This is a genomic window from Intestinimonas sp. RTP31139st1_F5_RTP31139_211217 (genome assembly GCF_040226735.1).
In the GTDB taxonomy this organism is placed as follows: Bacteria; Bacillota; Clostridia; order Oscillospirales; family Oscillospiraceae; genus Intestinimonas; species Intestinimonas butyriciproducens.
Map to the genome: position 1 here is coordinate 1 of NZ_JBCOAQ010000042.1, position 20,077 is coordinate 20,077.

At 57.7% G+C, this 20,077-nt stretch carries 17 protein-coding genes, 1 tRNA gene and 1 pseudogene; 13 read left to right on the forward strand and 6 right to left on the reverse strand.

Annotation, left to right across the window (positions count from 1 at the left end):
* The 7 genes and pseudogenes from ABUA09_RS16095 to ABUA09_RS16125 form a co-directional block, all read left to right on the forward strand.
* Positions 1–95 (forward strand): annotated as a pseudogene (locus ABUA09_RS16095) (ethanolamine utilization microcompartment protein EutL); the annotation flags it as partial.
* Between the two features lie 75 nt (positions 96–170).
* Complete coding sequence (locus ABUA09_RS16100; RefSeq protein WP_227152236.1) at positions 171–767, forward strand: ANTAR domain-containing response regulator; 597 nt, start codon at positions 171–173, stop codon at positions 765–767.
* Positions 764–2,134, forward strand: coding sequence for a histidine kinase N-terminal domain-containing protein (locus ABUA09_RS16105; protein ID WP_195608260.1), 1,371 nt, complete (start codon positions 764–766; stop codon positions 2,132–2,134). Before ABUA09_RS16100 ends, ABUA09_RS16105 begins: the two co-directional genes overlap by 4 nt.
* 155 nt (positions 2,135–2,289) lie before the next feature.
* On the forward strand, positions 2,290–3,657 hold the full coding sequence (locus ABUA09_RS16110; protein WP_033118009.1) for an ethanolamine ammonia-lyase subunit EutB: 1,368 nt from the start codon (positions 2,290–2,292) through the stop codon (positions 3,655–3,657).
* An 18-nt stretch (positions 3,658–3,675) separates the two neighbouring features.
* Positions 3,676–4,527 (forward strand): ethanolamine ammonia-lyase subunit EutC, encoded by an 852-nt coding sequence (eutC, locus tag ABUA09_RS16115; protein WP_147586260.1) that lies wholly within the window; start codon positions 3,676–3,678, stop codon positions 4,525–4,527.
* A gap of 144 nt (positions 4,528–4,671) precedes the next feature.
* Complete coding sequence (yaaA, locus tag ABUA09_RS16120) at positions 4,672–5,415, forward strand: peroxide stress protein YaaA (RefSeq protein WP_058118124.1); 744 nt, start codon at positions 4,672–4,674, stop codon at positions 5,413–5,415.
* Between the two features lie 250 nt (positions 5,416–5,665).
* A complete protein-coding gene (locus ABUA09_RS16125) occupies positions 5,666–7,303 on the forward strand; it encodes a Na/Pi cotransporter family protein (protein ID WP_195615148.1) in 1,638 nt (545 codons plus the stop codon).
* Between the two features lie 132 nt (positions 7,304–7,435).
* Here ABUA09_RS16125 and ABUA09_RS16130 read toward each other — a convergent pair whose 3' ends face one another.
* The 6 genes from ABUA09_RS16130 to ABUA09_RS16155 form a co-directional block, all read right to left on the reverse strand.
* Complete coding sequence (locus ABUA09_RS16130; protein WP_195615150.1) at positions 7,436–7,807, reverse strand: tautomerase family protein; 372 nt, start codon at positions 7,805–7,807, stop codon at positions 7,436–7,438.
* Between the two features lie 28 nt (positions 7,808–7,835).
* Complete coding sequence (locus tag ABUA09_RS16135; RefSeq protein WP_195615152.1) at positions 7,836–8,198, reverse strand: tautomerase family protein; 363 nt, start codon at positions 8,196–8,198, stop codon at positions 7,836–7,838.
* Positions 8,199–8,287: 89 nt separating this feature from the next.
* Positions 8,288–9,937, reverse strand: coding sequence for an ABC transporter substrate-binding protein (locus ABUA09_RS16140; protein WP_075704312.1), 1,650 nt, complete (start codon positions 9,935–9,937; stop codon positions 8,288–8,290).
* A gap of 616 nt (positions 9,938–10,553) precedes the next feature.
* A complete protein-coding gene (locus tag ABUA09_RS16145) occupies positions 10,554–12,017 on the reverse strand; it encodes a GGDEF domain-containing protein (RefSeq protein ID WP_349949526.1) in 1,464 nt (487 codons plus the stop codon).
* A 196-nt stretch (positions 12,018–12,213) separates the two neighbouring features.
* Positions 12,214–12,289: transfer RNA gene (locus tag ABUA09_RS16150), tRNA-Ala, on the reverse strand.
* A 164-nt stretch (positions 12,290–12,453) separates the two neighbouring features.
* The gene (locus tag ABUA09_RS16155) at positions 12,454–13,875 is read right to left on the reverse strand and encodes a sigma-54 interaction domain-containing protein (protein WP_279204182.1); all 1,422 of its coding nucleotides are present in this window, start codon (positions 13,873–13,875) and stop codon (positions 12,454–12,456) included.
* 473 nt (positions 13,876–14,348) lie between these two features.
* Here ABUA09_RS16155 and ABUA09_RS16160 point away from each other — a divergent pair, with 473 nt between their 5' ends.
* The 6 genes from ABUA09_RS16160 to ABUA09_RS16185 all read left to right on the forward strand — a co-directional run bounded on the left by ABUA09_RS16160 (position 14,349) and on the right by ABUA09_RS16185 (position 20,039).
* The gene (locus ABUA09_RS16160; RefSeq protein WP_033116335.1) at positions 14,349–14,810 is read left to right on the forward strand and encodes a tripartite tricarboxylate transporter TctB family protein; all 462 of its coding nucleotides are present in this window, start codon (positions 14,349–14,351) and stop codon (positions 14,808–14,810) included.
* Positions 14,811–14,832: 22 nt separating this feature from the next.
* Positions 14,833–16,344, forward strand: a complete 1,512-nt coding sequence (locus ABUA09_RS16165; protein WP_033116336.1) for a tripartite tricarboxylate transporter permease — start codon at positions 14,833–14,835, stop codon at positions 16,342–16,344.
* A 50-nt stretch (positions 16,345–16,394) separates the two neighbouring features.
* Positions 16,395–17,240, forward strand: coding sequence for a beta-keto acid cleavage family enzyme (locus tag ABUA09_RS16170; RefSeq protein ID WP_272040963.1), 846 nt, complete (start codon positions 16,395–16,397; stop codon positions 17,238–17,240).
* 13 nt (positions 17,241–17,253) lie between these two features.
* Positions 17,254–18,270 carry a ketopantoate reductase family protein gene (locus ABUA09_RS16175; RefSeq protein WP_058118115.1) on the forward strand — a complete coding sequence of 339 codons (1,017 nt, stop codon included), beginning with the start codon at positions 17,254–17,256 and terminating at the stop codon, positions 18,268–18,270.
* 86 nt (positions 18,271–18,356) lie between these two features.
* Positions 18,357–18,947 carry a nitroreductase family protein gene (locus ABUA09_RS16180; RefSeq protein ID WP_349949527.1) on the forward strand — a complete coding sequence of 197 codons (591 nt, stop codon included), beginning with the start codon at positions 18,357–18,359 and terminating at the stop codon, positions 18,945–18,947.
* A gap of 60 nt (positions 18,948–19,007) precedes the next feature.
* Positions 19,008–20,039 (forward strand): tripartite tricarboxylate transporter substrate binding protein, encoded by a 1,032-nt coding sequence (locus ABUA09_RS16185; RefSeq protein ID WP_033118221.1) that lies wholly within the window; start codon positions 19,008–19,010, stop codon positions 20,037–20,039.
* Positions 20,040–20,077: the final 38 nt, after the last annotated feature.

The window sequence follows — 20,077 nt, forward strand, 5'->3', positions numbered from 1 at the left end:
GGGGCCTGCTGACCGGCAGCCAGTCCGCCTGTAAGTCCGCCTGCGACGCCTTCGCCGCCGCGGTGGAGTTCGTGGCCAACAATCCCATCGACTGAGCATACGGCTGGATTGCCCCGCGCACAGCCGTACGGGGAGGCCGAGGCTGAAAAGAATGTGACGGGGGGATGGATATGGCGGACCAGGAACGTGAGAATACCGTCCTTCTGGTGGACGACGACCGCCCGATCCGGGAAGGGCTGCGACGTTTTTTCGACGGAACGTCCTACCGCGTGGCGGGGGAGGCCGCCGACGGGATGGCAGCGGTGGCGCTGTGCCGGAAGCTGCGGCCCGACCTGGTGCTTTTGGATGTGAAAATGCCCCTGCTGAACGGGATCGACGCCGCGCGGCTGATTCGGGAGGAGCGCAGCGCTCGGTGCATCGTGATGCTTACCTCCTTTGATGACCAGTCCTGCGTGGAGCAGGCCCTCGCGGCGGGGGCCGCGGGCTATCTCACAAAACCTTTGCGGGCGGAGGACATCCTGCCCACCCTGGAGCTCTGTCTGAGCCATACCAAGGAGTATTATCTGCTGGAGAAGAACTGCGGAAGCCTGAAGCGTCGGCTGGCCAGCCGGGAGATCGTGGATCTGGCCAAGCTGACCGTCATGGAGGAGCGCGGTCTTACCGAGGAGGAGGCCTATGTGCTGATCCGGGAGCTGAGCCGGCGAAAAAACCTCTCCATGGAGCAGGTTGCGCGTTCGATCCTGGAGAAAGGGGAGGCGCCCCTGTGAATCAGATTACCCGTATTTTGTGCCAGAAGTATACCGATCTCACCGACGATGAGATCTCTTACCTGGAGGAGTATAATAAGACACTCCAGGCCCTGGCCAACGCCGCCCAGGCCGATGTGTTCATTGATTGCCGCTCCTGCACGGGGAAGTCGGCCATCGTGGTGGGGGAGGCCAAGCCCCAGACGGTGGCCTCGTCCTACTCCAAGCCGCTGCTGGGAATGCCCATGAATTGGCTGGACGAGCCGGCCATGGAGCGTTCCTTTCGGTTGGGGGTGCCCACGATCGGAAGAAAGGCCGTGTCGGTCCCCGAAAATGGAAGAGTGGTCCAGACCGTGGAGCCCATTTTTTTCGAGGGGCGGCTCATTGCCGTATTGATCTATGAAAAGAAAGCGTCGCTGGCGCCGGAGGTGATCTCCTCTGTGCCGGATGGGGAGCGGTCCTTCCAGGCGGGGGACAGTCAATGGCTGGCCCAGGTCATTGATGAGGCTGTGCTGCTGGTGGACACCGGAAATATGGTTTGCGCGTGCAACAGTGCGGCCCGGGAACTTTATCGGCGGCTGGGCTATGTCAGCGATATTTTGGGAATGTCTGCGGCCAACATCCTGTTGGATGTAGAAGGCGCAGAGGCGGATGGAGGCTGGCGGGAGATCGCCACCGGCGACTGTGTCCTGCGCTACCGCCAGGTGGAGCTGGAGCGGGACAACATCCGCTATGCGCTGGTCATTCAAGATATCACCGAACTCCGGCGGCAGGAGAAGGAGGCCAGACTCCAGGCCATGGCCGTCCGGGAGCTCCGCCATCGGATGAAAAACAGCATCCAGCTCCTGGCCTCCCTCCTCCGCTACCAAGAGGAGAACGCGGCGCTTCCAGAGGTGCAGTCCGTTTTGCGGGATACCGCCGGACGCATTTTATCTCTCAATATTACGCTGGAGGAGGCCCTGGCACAAAATGCGCAGGATGAACTCTCCCTGCGGGGGGTGCTGGAGCGGGTGCGCACCAATATTCTGCAAAACTCATTGGGGCCAGCCCGGCCTGTGACCATCCGGGTCTGTGGAGACGATCTGCGTGTCTCCGCCGAGGCGGCCTCGGCGATCTCCCTGGTAGTCAACGAGCTGGTGCAGAACGCGGTCAAACACGCGTTCCCGGCCGGGCGCGCGGGTGTTATCCTCATTGAACTCATCAAAACGCCGCTGTTCTCCCGCATCTCGGTCCGGGATAACGGCGTGGGCATGGACCCGGACCGGGCGGAAGGGGATACCCTTGGCCTGGGGCTGGTCCGCACCATGGTCCGGGAGAAGCTGAACGGTGAGCTGACCATTCAATCCGACAAAGGAGGGACCACGGTAGTTTTTGATTTTATCGCCTGAACGCAAAAAATAGAGAGCCCCATGCCGACCTAAAGAAAGGCGGCGAAGGACGGGCCGAAGCGATGCAGCTCGGAGACAGCGGAAACCGCTGCCTCTGAGCTTTTTTGCTTTTTTGTCCCGAAGATCACAGCATAAAAAGGAAGGGAGTACCGAGCATGAAGCTGAAAACGAGCCTCAACGGAAAGACCTATGAGTTCAAAAGCATTGCGGACGTCCTCGCCAAGGCCAACGAGCCCAAGTCCGCGGACCGCTTCCAGGGGATCGCGGCGGAGACGGCCTCCGAGCGCGTGGCGGCCAAGATCGTCCTCTCGGAGATGACGGTGGAGGAGCTCACAGAACATCCCACGCTGCCCTATGAGACGGATGAGGTCACCCGAGTGAACCTTGACGGGCTGAACCGCCCCATGTATGAGCGGTTCAAGAGCAAGACCATCGGCGAGCTGCGGGAGTGGGTCCTGGACCACCGCACTACCAGCGAGGAGCTGGGCCGGGCCGGACGGGCCTTCACCGGAGAGGTGGTGGCCGCCGTGGCAAAGCTGATGTCCACCCTGGACCTGGTGTATGGGGCCAGCAAGATCCACCGGCCCACCAAGTGCGTGACCGAAATCGGACTTCCCGGAACGCTGTCCTATCGATTGCAGGCAAATAGCCCTACAGACGATGTGCAGGGAATTTTGATCGGTGTGATGGAAGGGCTCACCTACGGCAGCGGAGATGCCTGCCTGGGCATCAATCCTGTGACCGACGACCCGGAGACCACCAGGCGGATCGCGGACGGCCTGTGGAAGCTGGTGGTCAAGAACAGCATTCCAACTCAGATTACCGTACTCTCCCATATCACCACACAGATGGAGTCGGTACGGCAGGGCGCGCCGCTGTCTATGTTCTTCCAGTCCATCGCCGGGACCCAGGAGGCCAATGACAATTTCGGCGTGAACCGTGCGCTTTTGGAGGAGGCATACGCGCTGGCGAGGGAGAAATGCACCGGCCTGGGCCCCAATCTCCTCTACTTTGAGACCGGGCAGGGCTCCGAGGCGTCCATCGGCGCCGACGGCGGCGTGGATGAGATGACGCTGGAGGCAAGGACCTACGGTTTTGGCCGTTACTTCAACCCGTTCATGGTCAATAATGTCTCCGGCTTTATCGGGCCCGAGACCTTGTACGACGGCAAGGAGATGATCCGGGCCAATCTGGAGGACCACTTTATGGGCAAGCTCATCGGTCTGCCCATGGGTATGGCGCCCTGCTACACCAACCACACCTCCATCACCCAGGACGACCAGGAGATGGCCACCGCGCTGCTGGCCATGGCGGGAGCCAATTACTATATGGGCGTTCCCGTGGGAGACGACGTGATGCTCTCTTACCAGGACACCAGCTTCCATGACGACGCCACCCTGCGGGAGCTGACCCACCGGCTGCCCGCACCGGAATTCCACAGGTGGATGATGAAGATGGACCTGATGGACGAAAATGGTATCCTCACCGCCCGGGCGGGCGACGGCTCTATTTTCCTGAAATAAGGGAGGGGAGAGATCATGATGAATACAGAGCAACTGACAGAACTGATCCGAAAGGCCGTACAGGAGGTGACGGGCGGGATACCGTCGGTATCTCCTGCCGTTGATCCCGGCGAGGTGCCCGACCTCTCCAAAGTGGACTTGCGGGCCGAGCTGGCTGTACCTGACCCGGCCAACGCCGAGGAGTATCTCAACATGAAGGCCCGTACCCCGGCCCGGCTGGGTGTATGGCGGGCGGGACCGCGCTACAGGACCAAGACGTACCTGCGCTTCCGCGCAGACCATGCGGTGGCGATGGACGCGGTGTTTACCGACGTCCCCGAGGACTTCCTGGCAGCCAACGGGCTCTTTCAGGTCACTACGCGGTGCACCTCCAAGGATGAATTTCTCACGCGGCCCGACTTGGGACGGCTCCTCGACCCGGATACCGTCGCCGCGCTGAAGAGCAAATGCAAGGCGAATCCCCAGGTGCAGGTGTACGTATCCGACGGACTTTCCAGTACAGCTGTGGAGGCCAATATCCCCGATCTGCTGCCGGCGCTGCTGCAGGGCCTCAAATCCCAGCACATCGAGGCGGGGACTCCCTTCTATGTAAAGTATGGGCGGGTCGGGGCCATGGATGAGGTGGCCAAGGCCTTGGGCAGTGAGGTCACCATTGTCCTATTGGGAGAGCGTCCGGGGCTGGCCACTGGAGAATCCCTCAGCGCCTATATGACCTACAGGGGCTATCCGGGGATGCCGGAGGCGGGCCGCACGGTGGTCTCCAATATCTACCAGGGTGGCACCAACCCGGCTGAGGCGGGCGCCCATATTGCCTCCATCGCAAAAAAAATGCTGGAACAAAAGGCCAGCGGCGTAGATCTGAAGATGTAAATACGGTGGAAAGAGCGGGCGGCACTTGCCGCCCGCTCTTCTGCCACATATGCCGCCGGGAGGCAGGCGGGTTTTGATTGCCCGCTTCTTGCGCGCAGTGGACCCGGTGTGGTACACTGAAAGCAAAAACGGGAGAACATATCGATGCAGATCATCATCTCACCGGCGAAAAAAATGAAGGAAGATATCGATTCCTTTGCCTGCAGAGACCTGCCCGCGCTGTTGCCCAGGACGAGGGTCCTGCTGCGCCATCTGAGGGGGCTGGACGTTCCGTCCCTCCGGAAGCTGCTCTCCTGCAATGACCAGATCGCGGAACTCAATTATGCCCGCTTTCAGACCATGGATCTGGAGCGGGACCTCACTCCGGCGCTGCTGGCCTACGAAGGCATCCAATACCGCTACATGGCGCCAGCAGTCTTTACCAGCGACGCGCTGGAGTATGTGCAGGAGCATTTGCGCATCCTCTCCGGCTTTTACGGGGTCCTGCGGCCCTTTGATGGAGTGCGGCCCTACCGCCTGGAGATGCAGGCCAAGCTGAAGACGGATTTCTGCGCAAGCCTGTATGATTTCTGGGGGGAGGACTTGGCGAGGCTGTTGGACGGGGAGGGGGTGTTGCTGAATCTCGCTTCTGCGGAGTACAGCCGCAGCGTGCTGCCCCACCTGCCGCCCGGCATTCGGGTGATAACGCCCATATTCGGTGAGCGGAACGGTGCGGAAAGGGTCGTGGAGAAGGGCGTGTATGTAAAAATGGCCCGGGGAGAGATGGTCCGCTTCCTGGCGGAACAGGGGACCGACAAGCCGGACGCGCTGACTGAATTTGATCGGCTGGGCTTCCGCTGCTGTTCGGAGTTGTCGACTCCGGAGCGGCCGGTTTTCCTGCGGACATAATTTGTAAAGTTCGTGTAAAAGCCATTGACGGGCATGTAAAGGTTGAGTATACTTTATTCTGTCGAAAACCGCGTTTTGGAAAGAAAGGGCTTTTGGTACAATGCTGGGCGACGCCGAACAAAGGGATGTCGGGCTCACTCAAAAACAGAATCGCTTCCTCGGCCTTGTTGAAAAGACATAACCTGCGTTCCCGATCCGGGGCCGCGGGCTATGTCTTCTTCCATCTGTGGACAGAAAAGGAGTAGAGAGCATGGATATTACGAATATTCTGGGTCTGCTGGGGGGGCTTGCCCTGTTCCTCCACGGGATGCAGATGATGAGCTCCGGCCTGGAGGCTGCGGCGGGCAATCGAATGAAGGGGATACTGGAAAAGCTCACGGCCAACCGACTGCTGGGCATACTGGTGGGCGCGGTCATCACTGCAGTCATCCAGTCCTCCTCTGCCACGACCGTGATGGTGGTGGGCTTTGTCAACTCGGGCATGATGACCCTGCGGCAGGCGGTATGGATCATTATGGGGGCCAATATCGGCACCACCATCACCGGACAACTGATCGCCCTGGATGTGGGAGTGCTGGCGCCGCTCTTCGCCTTTATCGGCGTGGCGATGATGGTGTTTTTGAAAAAGCCTCAGAGCCACCACTTCGGCAGCATCATCGGCGGCCTGGGCGTATTGTTCATCGGGATGGATATGATGAGCGCCTCCATGGCGCCGCTGCGGGAGATGCCCGGGTTCGTAAGCCTGATGACCACCTTCTCCAATCCTGTGATCGGGATCTTGGCCGGCGCGCTGTTTACTGCGGTCATTCAGTCCTCCTCGGCCTCGGTGGGTATCTTGCAGGCGCTGGCCAACAGTGGAGTCATCGGGCTCCCCAGCGCGGTATATGTGCTTTTCGGGCAGAACATCGGCACATGCATCACCGCTGTGCTGGCCTCCATCGGCACCAGCCGCAATGCCAAGCGGGCCACCATCATCCATCTGATGTTCAACGTTATCGGGACCATTCTGTTCACAGTTCTGTGTATCCTCACCCCCCTGGTGGGCGTGGTCCAGGGGATCACGCCCACGAACCCGGCCGCGCAGATCGCCAATATGCATACAATTTTTAATATTGTCACCACACTGATCCTGCTGCCGCTGGGCAACGGGCTGGTGAGCGCGGCCATGCATATTCTGCCTGAGCGAAAGCAGGATATGGAGGAGGGGATGCACCTTATGTATCTCACACCCATCAAGGCCAATCAGGACCGGGCCATCGGTGTGTCCGCTATCTATATTACACAGCTCAAGCAGGAGCTGGAGCGGATGCTGGCGATGGCAAAGGAGAATGTGGCCACTGCCTTTCAGGCCGTACTGGACCGGGAGCCGGCTCTCATCCAGCGGGAGGAGACGGTGGAGGAGTATATCGATTTTCTGAATAAGGAGATCTCGCAGTTTATCTCCCATGTGATCGTCCATGAGACCAACGAGGCGGATTCCGCGGCGGTAAGCGCCTATTTCAAAATTACTGGAAATATCGAACGGATCGGCGACCACGCCATGAACATCTGCGGCTATAGTGCGCTGTTGAAGGAAAAGAACGTCCATTTCTCCCAAGAGGCCCGGGAGGAGATCGCAGAGATGCGGAGCGTCTGCATGGAGGCGATAGACTCGCTGGGGACAGACGTATCGGACGCGGTGAGCTGGCTCACCGGGGTGGCGGCGCTGGAGCAGAAGATGGACGATATGACGAGCCAATACCGCCAGAGCCAGCTGAACCGTATGAAAAGCGGGACATGCTCGGATGAAGGGTGCATCCTCTTCTCGGAGATGCTTACGGATTTTGAGCGGATCGGCGACCATGTGCTCAATATTGCCCAGGAGCGTTCCGGCGCCAGCCTGAGCTAGAGCGGGCGAGACGAAGCGGAGGCCCCGGCAAACTTGCCGGGGCCTCCGCTGATGTTGGAGAGACATTGACGTGGCAGCTGGGACCCACCGATCGTTACCGGCGTCCACCAGGGGGAAAGGGGCCGGGACGGGTCAGCTCTTTTTGGCGTCAAGGCGCAGCACGCCGTCCACACCCACGTTATTGTCTGCGTGTTCCTTGATGATCACGATCACTTTTCCCTTGCCCCGGTCGCCCGTCACGGCAACGGTGGCGTCATGTACATTTTTGACCAGTTCACGCTTTTGCTCGTCGGGCTTGTTGGGCGCGGTATAGATAAAATAGGTGATCTGATCGGTGACGCTGGGGCCGTGGCACTCCGGCGGCAGGGAGGGGAGGAGCATCATGGAGCTCACGTTGATGTCCAGGTGAAAAGCGTCGCACACACCCTTCGCAACGCAGGCGCAGAGCTGCTGCTGCTGTTCCTTGGTGAGGGGGAGTGCGGTGACGCCGATGATGGTTGCCATAAAAATCGTTCCTTTCCGGTTGTTAAAATTACATATCGCTTTTCAGCACGCCGTCCACGCCCACATTGTTATTCGTGTGCTCTTTGATGATGACGACGACTTTGTTTTTCCCGAGCGGGCCCGTGACCGCGACGGTTGCATCGTAGAGATTTTTGACCAGCCGGCGCTTTTGCTCGTCGGTCTTATTGGGCGCGGTATAGACGAAATAGGTGATCTGTCCGGTGACGCTGGGACCGTGACATTCCGGGGGGATGGTGGGCATCAGCATCAATTCGGTGATGCTGATGTCGATCTCAAAGGCCTCGCTGGCGCCCTTTTCGACGCCGGCGCAAAGCGCACGCTTCTGCGTTTCCGTCAACTCCAGTGCGGTGTATGCGACCATGGTAGCCATAACTATCTGCTCCTTTTTTCTGTGGGATGGTTGTGAGGAAAAGGGGGACAGCATGGACCGTCTTGTCCATGCTGTCCTGCTGTTTGATTTTACGAAAGCCAGATGTTGATTCCGGTTCCTTCCAGGCCGCACACGCGCATGACGGCGCCGGTCTCCAGTACATAGCCATGTACGTTGTTCTGCATGCCCCAAGAGGTGTTGAGTGTGGCATAGAAGAGGCCGATATCTGTATCCATGGCCTCCTTAAGCAGCTCTTGGTACATTTCAATACGCTCCTCTTGGTTGGTGGAGGCAGCGGCCTTGCGGACTAACTCGTCCGTTTCAGGATCCTCATAACACCATGCGTTGTAATTGGTGTGCAGTTTGGAAGAGTCCAGGAAATTGCCCACAAAGCTGGCGGGGTCGGTGGAGCCGCCCTGACCGCCGTCTCTCATGAAAAGCTGAACGGTATTGTTGAGAAGCCGGTCGGTCATTTCAGTGGGGGTGATGCTCTGAATTTCCACATTTACCCCGATCTGACTCAGCATAGCTTGGATGATGGTGGCGGCCCGGACATAGGCATCCGACTGGCCGACAGAGAGTACGATGTCGAAGCCATTGGGGTAACCGGCTTCTTCCAGCAGCTTCTTGGCACCCTCAGGGTCATAGGCGGGGGCGAGGGACTCCAGCGACTCGTCATACAACCAGCAAGTGACAGGGATGGGGAGAGAGCAGGCGATACCGTCGCCATTGGCATAGACGGCGCTGACGATTTGATTCCTGTCCACCGCCATGGAAATAGCGTCACGCACCCGCTTATCAGACAGAATGGGATCAGACATGTTGTAGCCGCAGAAGGCAATACGGTTTTGAGGGCCCTGGGCAAGCACCAGATTAGAGTTGTCCTTAACCTGCTTGATGTAGTCGCCGGCAATGTTGACAGAGACATCAATCTCACCGGTAGAAAGGGCGTTCATATTCTGGGCCTCATCGACAATGATGTAGTAAGTAAGGCCATCCAGATAGGGCTCCACGCCCCAGTAGTTGGGGTTCTTCTCCAACTTGGTGTACTGATCGGGAACATGCTCCACGACCTTGAAGGGGCCGGTACCAATCGGGTGAGAGCCAAACTCCTCCTCGCCCCAGCCATCTACCTCTTCCTGAGGAATCATAACACCGGAAGGACTGGTCAGATCGTACAGGAAAAGCGCGTTTGCATACTCTAAGTGGCAGGCAACCGTGTGCTCATCGATAGCCTCTGCATACTCAAAATAAGGAATATAGTTCCACCATGCCTTCTCGTGGGCACGGTTGAGGGAGTATGCAACGTCTTCTGCGGTTAGCAGCCGCCCATCCTGATATTCGCCAACCTGGAAATGCACATCGTCCCGAATGGTAAATGTATAGGTCATGCCGTCATCGCTGATGGTCCAATCCGTAGCGATACAGGGCAGATACTCGCTCCCATCTGGGCTCAACTGTACGAGCGTCTCGCCGTATTGATTTACAACTTGATCACAGGCGGTGCCATCGGCAAAAATAGGATCCAGTGCCTTGGCGTTGATAGAGCGGTTTATGGCAATACGCAGAGTGCCGCCGTAAACGGGTTCGCCGGCAGGAACGGGGGCGCTGGTGTCCACAGAAGTGGGAGTTGTGGTAGCAGGAGTGGGGGTGCTGGTGCTGGAGGAAGAGGAACTGCAGCCGGACAGTGCACTCAGCACGAGTGTTCCACTCAGGAATAGGGCAAACAACTTCTTCATAAGGGAATTCTCCTTCCTGATTTCTCTCTAAATGTTGATCTGCTGCCATCTTAGAAAATATGCTGCGATTCACTGCTCCGTCAGCGGTGCAGTCCGAGTTCCACCTCCTAACATGGTTCATAATGGTGAACAACTCACCGGCTGAGTTGGTTCATCGACTTTTAAAAGATGGTCTCATTGTAGCAGTGCTTTCTCAAGGATACAATGGGAATGGTGTATTTTTGACACAATAAATAAACAAATGTGTGCATTTTATGTGAGAATTACCCCTGAAATATTCTAAAAAAGGGCGCATCCTCTCATAAACTGTTTCATATAGAGACTATTTGCCGTCACATGTATTGATAATTGGAAAATGGAAAAACACCCCAAAACTTTTGTGACCTTCCCTATATTAAACTATTTGATAAAATGAGTTGTCCGTTTTTATTTTCATCTATGGCTTGGCAAATGGGACCATACGAGTAGACGCTTTTACAGCTGTGGCAGCATAGGGGCTGCGTTTCACACTGTCAAAATGAAAAAGGTGGAGGTGGATCGCCTGACTCGGCGGTCCACCTCCACCTTAATAAAAAATATTCCTCGGCGTCCTATTTTGCAGCAAGGGTATCCGTCTTCAGGCCGGGCGCTCATCCCGATAGATGCACCAACTGTCCCTGCCCCGACGCTTGGACTGATAGAGGGCGTGGTCGGCGCGCTGGTAGAGAACCTCAAAGGTCTGTCCATGCGCGGGACAAAGCGAAGCTCCCACGCTGCAGGTAATATGGATCTGGGGGAATTCGGGGATCTGGAGACGGTGGAACTGGAGCCGTAGCCGCTCCAGGTTCCGCTCCACCGCACCCGGGTCCCGGATATCCCGCATAAGGACCATGAATTCGTCGCCCCCCATGCGGCCGATAATATCCCCCTGCCGGAAGTGGCTCTGCAAGATCGCGGCGGCCTGGCGGAGGACTTCATCCCCGACCTGGTGTCCCCAGGTGTCGTTGACATGCTTGAAGTGATCCAGATCCAGCATCAGAAGAGCGCCGTTGCATCCCCCGTCCGCCAGCCAGTCGGTGATGGATTCCCGGGTACCGGCCTGATTCATCAGGCCGGTGAGAGGGTCGCTCTGGGCGCGCCGGAGGAGGGCACGCCGCTCCAGGAAGCTGCTCCTGAGCAGATACCACAGCAGAATTGCCATTCCCACCAGGAAGGCGGCGGTGAGGATCACCTCGTATTGATGGATGAAGCGGTAATCCTCCAGCGCCTGGTCGGCGGAGACGACGTAGCACGTCATCCAGCCGTTCCCCATCCCGGACGGCTCGTAGACCAGATAGCGGAGATCACTGCCGCGGGAGAGAAGAGAATAGCCGCTTGTTCCGGACTGGAAATCGGCCCTGATCTGCTCCATGGAGTTGCCTGAGTGCACCTCCATGCGGCTATAGTACTGAAAAAAGTCGTAATTTTCCTCCATGGAGATCCTAGAGTCAATGGAGACGACACTGCCCTCTGTGGTGACGATAAAGGAATATCCGGAGCCGGAGTAGAGATCGGAGAAGAGAAATTGGCTGAGGCTGCCCAGATCATAGGCACCGCCCAGCACACCCAGAACGCGGTGGGCGTGATCCCGGACCGGCACGGCCAGCACGACCTTATTGCTGCCGTCCACAGAGCTCTCCAAGGGATCGCTGACTGCGCGATGCCCTGCCAGCGCCTGCTGGAAATAGGCCCTCTGGCCCACATGGGTGACAGCGTCATCGCTGGAATAGCCGGTGCCATCCGGCGTGATCAGCATCGTACGGGAGAATTCTCCGCCCCGTATGGCGGAGTGGAGCAGGTCGAGATTGTCTGAGGTGAGCAGCGACTCCTGCCGCCCCATATGGTCGGCCAGAGATTCGAGCGTGGAAAACTGGATGTCCAGCATGGAACGGAAATGATAGCACTGCCTCTGCACATTGGAGCGCAGGGACTGGAGCGTGTTTTTCTCAATCGCATTGCCGACCTGCCAGAAAAAAAGACCTAGGCAAACGGCCAGATAACAGAGGAAGAGGATCAGAACAGGCAGGTAGCGGATCAGTCCGCGCCGGCGAGCGTCTTTCAAAACAAGCCCTCCCCACATGATGATATGTGCCGCACTTTTCTGATAAGAATTGTCAATATTATACCATATATATCCGCACATGGGAATCGAGATTATCGCAAAGATCATAGAATAATCTACAGAATCCCCGTTTCCGTCGGAGAGGGGGAAGAAAAAAGGAAACGTTGAAATCCAAAGATTTCAACGTTTCCTTTTTTGGTGGAGATAAGCGGGATCGAACCGCTGACCTCTTGAATGCCATTCAAGCGCTCTCCCAGCTGAGCTATACCCCCGAACCGCTGTCTATACGGACCAATGACCCGTGACAGCGAAATATATTTTAATATATCAAAAGAAAAATGTCAATACAAAATTTCCTGCCTGCCGAAATTTTTTGAAGGATGTCTCAGAGGCAGGCCATGTCCGACCGCTGAGGGGCTCCGGGTGAACGGCAACATCACTCTTTGGCCGCGGGCGTTTCTCCGATATATACCTGAGGTTCCATATTGACCTTGATACGGTACTTTTTCAGCTTGTATTGCAGGGTCCGGCGGGAGACCCCAAGCTGCTCGGCGGCCAGGCTCCGATTGCCGCCGCTGCGGTAGAGGGCGGACACAATGTCGTTCAGCTCCTTCTCTTCCGACTGGGAGAGTGACAGGCTGCTGGCTTTGGGTTTGCGGTCAAGCCGGCTCAAATTGGCGTCGGCTCCGAACATCTCCGGCGGAATGGTGTGTATCTCTCCGGAAAAATCGCTGCTGGTAATGACCAACCGCTCGATGAAGTTTTTCAGCTCCCGGACATTGCCGGGCCAGTCATAATGCTCCAGCGTCTGGTAGGCGGTGGGGGAGAGGGTCTTGGTTTTCCCATATCGCTTGAAGGCGCGGGAAAGAAAGTGCTTGCACAGCGGAATGATATCTCCTGTGCGCTCCCGCAGGGGAGGAATGGTCAGCGGCATGACGTTCAGACGGTAATAGAGGTCCACCCGGAAGGCGCCGTCCTGGATGCAGGTGGTCAGGTCGGCATTCGTGGCGGCGATGATACGGAAGTCGATGTTTTTCCCCTTCAGCGCGCCGATCCGCTTCACCTGCTGGGTCTCTAGTACGCGGAGCAGCTTGCCCTGGAGCGCCAAGGGCATAGAGTTTATCTCGTCCAGAAAAAGGGTCCCGCCGTCGGCGATCTCGATGAGGCCCCGCTTGCCGGAGGCGTTTGCACCGGTAAAGGCCCCCTTCTCATAGCCGAAGAGCTCGGCTTCCAGCAGATGCTCCGGCAGGGAAGCACAGTCCACGACCACTATGTCGCTCTCCCAGCGGGAGCTGTTGTTGTGGATGAAATTGGCCAGGACCTCCTTGCCGGTACCGGATTCACCCGTGATCAGAACGGGAACATCCGTGGCGGCGATCACTTTTGCGGTGTCGAGCAGCCGCTGCATCTCCCCGCTGCCATAAATGACCTGCGCCTGATACTTTTTGGAGGGGCTCATATCGTAGGTGATGTTGGACTCCTGCTGGGCGGCGCTGTACTTGGCGTGAAAATCGTTGAGATCCACAAAGGTGCTGACGACATTGGCAATATTTCCGAATTCATCAAGGATGGGAATGGCGGTGACCAGTTTGTCATAGCTGCTGTCGTCACGGCCGTGATAGGTGTGCTGGATGGCAGTGGCCGGCCGCTTGGTCTTTACCGCCTTGTCGAACAGGCAGATGTTGCTCACCTTGGAGTGATAGATGTCATAGGTGTTGAAGCGCTGGAAGTCCTCGTACGTGTAATAGCTGAATTTGAGATGGGTCGCGTTGACGAACTGGACCCAGCCATCCTTGTCGTAGACCACAATGCCGACATCTACATTGTCCAGCAGGCTCTTGTCAAAAGAGAACGGCAATTGGAGGTACCCCCTTTTCAGAATTGCGGCGAATGACACGGCACTACCCAAAAGTATACGAGCAGATGTGGTTAAAATCAACAAAAACTTTATTTGCAGTGAGACGGAACAGGGAATAAATTAAATTTTTGCGCAGAAGGTGCAAGAATTGGTTGCACTTACTGCGCAAAGAAAGAGACTGCCAAGAAAAAACGGTTGCACATTGTGTGCAATTCAAAGAAAAAAGCGGCAATAAATGGAGGAAAATGGGTTAAATTTTAGGAAAAAACGGCAAAAAAGGGGCAAAATAAACTAAAACAGCAATAATAAAGTTGGCATGAGTTTTGCAGTAAGAAAAAAGACAGAGGGGACACGACTGTGAAAGGCGGCGCGGCCCTGCGAAGGGAGGAGGAGAGGCACCCTATCGGAAATGTATGACCCCAAGAAAGAGAGCATGGAAAAGAGATTTGGATTGGAAAGGAAGTGTAGGTAATATGTCTATCCAGGAAAGCAAGGCAGAAAAAATGCTGGGCATCTTTTTTGCCGTCTTGGGTATTCTGCTGATTGTCGCCATCATTCCCTGGCAGATCGCATCGGTCCAGACAGAGTGGTACAACGCCCCCCGGTTTTTCCCCTATGTGATTTCCGGGCTCATGGTGCTTTTAGGCGTTCTTCTGTTCATATCCGGTGTCAAGAAAAAGAACATGGAGGATCAGGAGACTTACAGCATCTCCAAGAACGGGCTGATGTCCGTAGTTGTCACGCTGCTCCTAATCTGCATCTATGTGGGCGCGCTCCATTTCATCCCCTATCTGCCCTGCACCATCGTGGCACTAGGGGCGCTGATGTGGTTCTTTGGCCAGCGGGATCTCCGCAAGCTCATCCCCATTGCGGTCATTCTGCCCGTCATTGTCTACTTCGGATTCACCGAGCTGCTCAAGCTGAGACTGCCGTAAGAAGGGAGGAACCACATCTATTATGGATCTATTTGCACTAATGGGCCAGGCATTCCTTTCGGTCCTTGCCCCGGAAAACCTGCTCTACTTGGTGGGCGGTGTTATCATTGGCCTGATCATGGGCGCCATTCCTGGCCTTACCGCTACCATGGCCATCGCCCTGATCATTCCGTTTACGTATTATCTCACCCCCACCCAGTCCCTCATCATGCTGCTGGCCGCCTATAACGCCGGCACCTTCGGCGGCTCCATGTCGGCCATCCTCATCGGCACCCCCGGTACCCCTGCCGCCGCCGCCACCGTAGCCGACGGCTATGCACTGGGGAAACAGGGGAAAGCGGGGAAGGCCATTAAGACGGCGCTTTTCTCTTCGGCTTTCGGATGCCTCTTCTCCAGCATCGTGCTGATGTTCGTGGCCCAGCCCATCGCCAAATATGCCCTGAACTTCGGTCCTGCTGAGTATACGATTCTGATGCTCTTCGCTCTCACGATTATCGCTTCGGCGGCGGGCAAGTCAATGATCAAGGGCCTGCTGGGCGGCTGTCTGGGCCTCCTCTTCGGTTGCATCGGCCTGGATCAGGGCTTTACCACGCCTCGCCTGACCTTCGGTATTCTGAAGCTGACCTCCGGCGTTGACCTGGTGGTCATGATGATCGGTATTTTGGCTATGTCCCAGATCCTCCACTCCGTGGAGAGCACCGGACTGGGCAACGCCCGACCCAACCTGCCGCCCCCCGCCTGTAAAGATGACGATCGAATGACCCTGAAGGAGGCAAAATCCTTCCTGCCCCACTGGCTGCGGTCCTCCGCGCTGGGCTGCGGCATTGGCGCCCTGCCGGGCCTTGGGCCCGCGCTGGCCTGCTACATCGGCTATGACGTGGGCAAAAAGTTCTCCAAGCATCCCGAGAAATTCGGAAAGGGTTCTACCGAGGGCGTGGCCTGTTCCGAGTCGGCCAACAACGCCGTCTGCGGCGCCAACATGATTCCTCTGCTGGCATTGGGTGTCCCTGGAGACACCGGCGCCGCCATCCTCATGGGCGCGTTCATGGTGCAGGGTTTGACGCCGGGCCCCCTGGTATTCATGGAATCTCCCGACACGGTGTATAACGTCTACGCCGGACTGATCCTCTGCAATATCGCGCTGGTGGTGGTTGCACTGCTGACATGGCGCGGGTTCAAGGCGATCTGCTCCGTGAGCACCTCCATCATTTTCCCCTGTGTCTGCCTGTTCTGTGTGGTGGGCGTGTATGCCCTGAGCAGCAGCTTGGTGGATGTGTGGGTCATGCTGTTCTTCTCCGTGGTAGGCTATATCCTCACGAAGTTCAAGTTCCCGCTGCCCACTGTGATCATCGGCTTTATCCTCTCACCCCTCTTTGAGAAAAACTTCCGTCGGGCGCTGGTCCTTGGCCATGGCGACCCCGCCATGTTCTTCTCCTCCCCTCTGTGCATTGCCTTCTGGGCGGTCACCATCGTTGCTGTGGCTCTGATCCTCCGTGGCAAGCGGAAGGACAAGAATCTCCAGGACGGCCTGTAAGCCGGCGAAGACAGAATGAAGTTATTTTTGACCGTAAGGGAGAATCATTGATGAAAAGCAAAAAACTCATTATCACCGCGGCACTCTGCGGGGCGGGCACCATGAAATCCCAGACGCCCTATGTGCCCGTCACACCCGAGGAGATCGCCGCCGACGCTGTGGCCTGCGCCAAGGCCGGCGCCTCCGTCATCCACATCCACGTCCGGGACGACGAGGGCAAGAATACCATGGAGACCGAGCGCTTCTGCCACGTGGTCAACCTGGTTCGGGAGGAGCTGGCCAAGGCCAATCTGGACGCCGTCCTCAACCTCACCTCCTCCGGCTCCAAGTTCTCCGAGGATATGCGCCTTGCCCACCTGCCCATCCTCAAGCCGGAGATGTGCTCCTACGACCCCGGCTCCATGAACTGGGCCAACAGCTACATCTTTGCCAACAGCCCCTCCTTCCTGGAGCGTCTGGGCACCCTCTGCCAGAAGGAGGCCATCAAGCCTGAGTGCGAGGTCTTTGACGGCGGCATGATGGGCAACATCGAATATTACATGAAGAAGGGCTTTTTGAGCTCACCCATCCACTATCAATTCGTGCTGGGCGTGTCGGGCGGCATGCCGGGCAACGCCGACTCGCTGGCCTATCTGCTGCCCAAGATGCTCCCCGGCTCCACCTGGTCCATCACGGGCATCGGCAGGGACCATCTGCCCTGCATGCTGCTGGGCCTGGCCGAGGGCTGCGACGGCCTGCGGGTGGGTCTGGAGGACAACATCTTCCTGGAGAAGGGCGTCCTGGCCACCAACGCGCAGCTGGTGGAGCGGGCCTGCAAGCTGGGCGAGCTGGCCGGCCGCACCATCGCCACCGCCGCCGATGCCCGGGAGCTTCTGGGTCTGACGAAACATGTCTGAGGAGGGACCGGTCATGATACAGCGAATCGCCGTGATGGGCGCGGGATCTCTGGGCACGATCCTGGGGGCTTATCTCTCAAAGGCCGGCAGGGACGTGGTGCTGATCGACGCCTATCAAGCGCATGTGGATGCCCTGAATCAAAACGGCGCCCATATTACCGGCGCGGTGGAGATGACGGTACCCGTAAAGGCCATTACGCCGGAACAGATGGAAGGGCAATATGACCTGTTCTTCTATCTGGCCAAACAGACCTATAATGATGTGGCCATCCCTCAGATGATGGCCCATATGGGCGAGGGGAGCGTCATCTGTACGGGACAGAACGGACTGCCGGAACGGGCGGTTAGCAAGGCGGTGGGGGTCCACAGGACCCTCGGTTCCCCCGTAGGATGGGGCGCCACTTTCATGGGGCCCGGCTGCTCCGCCCTCACCTCCACCTCGCAGGCCTTCTATCTGGGGACACTGGATGGACAGATCACAGAGAAGCTTCTGGAGGTCAAATCCATTCTGGAGGATATGTGCCCGGTCCATGTGTCGGAGAACCTGATGGGTTACCGCTGGACCAAGCTGCTGGTCAACTGCACCTTCAGCGGACTTTCGGCCAGCTTTGGCTGCACCTTTGGCGATGTGCTGGACGATCCGAGAGCGGTCCGCCTGGCCGTAAAACTGGGTGCGGAGTGCATTGCTGTGGCCAAGGGCTGCGGGGTCAGGATGGAGCCCCACTCTCTGGCGGGAGACTTGGATCAGGTCTTCGTCTGGGGGGATGAGGATACCATCGCCGGATCCGTGGCAGCGGTCCGGAAGGGCTGGGAGCCCCACCGGAAACTGGTGGCCAGCATGGCCCAGGACCTCGCCCATGGACGCAAGTGCGAGATCGACGCCATCAACGGCGTGGCCAGCGAGTCCGGGGTCGACGCCCATGTGCCCACCCCGATCAATGATATGGTGGTCCATGTGGTAAAGGGCATCCAGGACGGGAAATGGAAGGGCTCCTTCGATAACCTGAAATTCTTCGAGGGGCTCTACTAAGGTTTGTTTGAGCATGGTGCATCCGCTTGAACGACGGGGATTCCGATCCCTGAACGGCCAAACCCAAGTCAACGAGGAGGAAAAAGATGCGTTCAGTCAGAGAGATCATTCTCGCCCGCCGGAGCGTCAGACGATACCTGCCCACACCGCTCTCCCGCGAGACGGTGGAGGAACTGCTGGAGGCGGGGAGATACGCACCCAGCGGACACAACAAACAGGCATGGCGCTTTACAGCAATTCTGGACCAGAAGCTTTTGCAGGAACTCAACCAACTGGTCAGAGACGGGTTCGCGGCGCTGGCGCTTGGGGAAGATGCGCCCAAGGAGCTGCGCGACGCCAAGGCGAAAGCGGAGCGGCAGGGAGAGAGTTATCACTTCACCTATGACGCACCGTGCCTGATCATTGCCTCTAATGACACCTCAGACCCCAACGCCCAGGCTTCCTGTGCCTGTGCGCTGGAAAATATGTTCCTTGCGGCCTGTGAGATGGGGCTGGGCTCCTGCTGGGTCAATCAGCTCCACTGGCTCAGGGACGATTTGAATCTGCGCAAAAAGCTGGCAGAACTGGGCGTTCCGGAAGCGCACACAATTTGTGGCAGCGGTGTGTTTGGCCATCCGGACGGAAAAGTGCCCGGTGCCCCGACCAGAAAGGAGGGGACGTGGAGCATCATCGGGTGAAAAGCCGGCGGTTCTAAAAAGGAAACACAGATAGAAAGTGGATTGAAAGGAAGGAATATCATGAAGAAATCCCTGATCGCGATTCTCCTGGCCCTTGCAATGGCCCTTCCCATGACTGGCTGCAGCAGCAGCGCAAAGAGCACGCCTACCCCCGCCCCCGCAGACACCTCCGCCCCTGCGGATACCACCCCAGCCGACGAGGGCACCACTGCCCCCGAGGGCTATCCTGACGGCCCCATCTCTATGCTGGTAGGCTATACAGCCGGCGGCGGCAGCGACTTGGCTATGCGTACCTTTGACGAATTCCTCTCTCCCCTGATCGGCGAGCCTCTCACGGTCAGCAACCTCCCCGGCGGAGGCGCCACTGTGGCCGTGGCTCAGCTGCAAAACAGCAAAGCCGATGGCCAGACCATCGGCTTGGTGACCCTGTCCACCCAGTCCGTCAGCCCCTATTCCCTGGACCTGCCTTACACCATTGAAGACTTTGAATATCTGGGCGCTTTCGGCGCGTACACCTATGCCCTGCTGGTTCCCGCCGACTCTCCCTATCAGGACTTTGACGATCTGCTGGAGGCTACCAAGAGCGCACCGGTCCAGGTGTCCTATACCTCTAACCTCCACGAGATGCTGGCCCGCAAGATTATAGCGGCTACTGAGGCTGATCTGGATACCGTGTACTACTCCTCCACCTCCGATGCCATTACCGACCTGCTGGGCGGCTTCATCCCCGTGGCTCTGGGCGATATCGCCTCCTATTCCTCCTATGTGACTTCGGGACAGCTCCGCGTGCTGGCCAGCTGCTCCGACGACCGCTGGCCTGTGGCCGAGGATGTCCCCACCTTGGTGGAGATGGGCTACGAGGGAGCTGCCATGAGCTCTTACCTGGGTCTCGCAGTGCCCAAGGGCACCGACCCTGCCATCGTCTCCTACCTCAGCGATCTTGTTTATCAGGTCGCCAGCGATCCTACTTTCCAGGACCGCCTGTTTGAGGTGACCAAGCTGCAATCCCTGGCCTATACCGGCGAGGAGATCAAGGCCATCTTCGAGCAGGTCTACGACGAGGCCGCCGAGATCTACGGCCCTATTGACTAACTTTTCCTCCATTTATTCCAACCTGCAAAGGCGGGCGC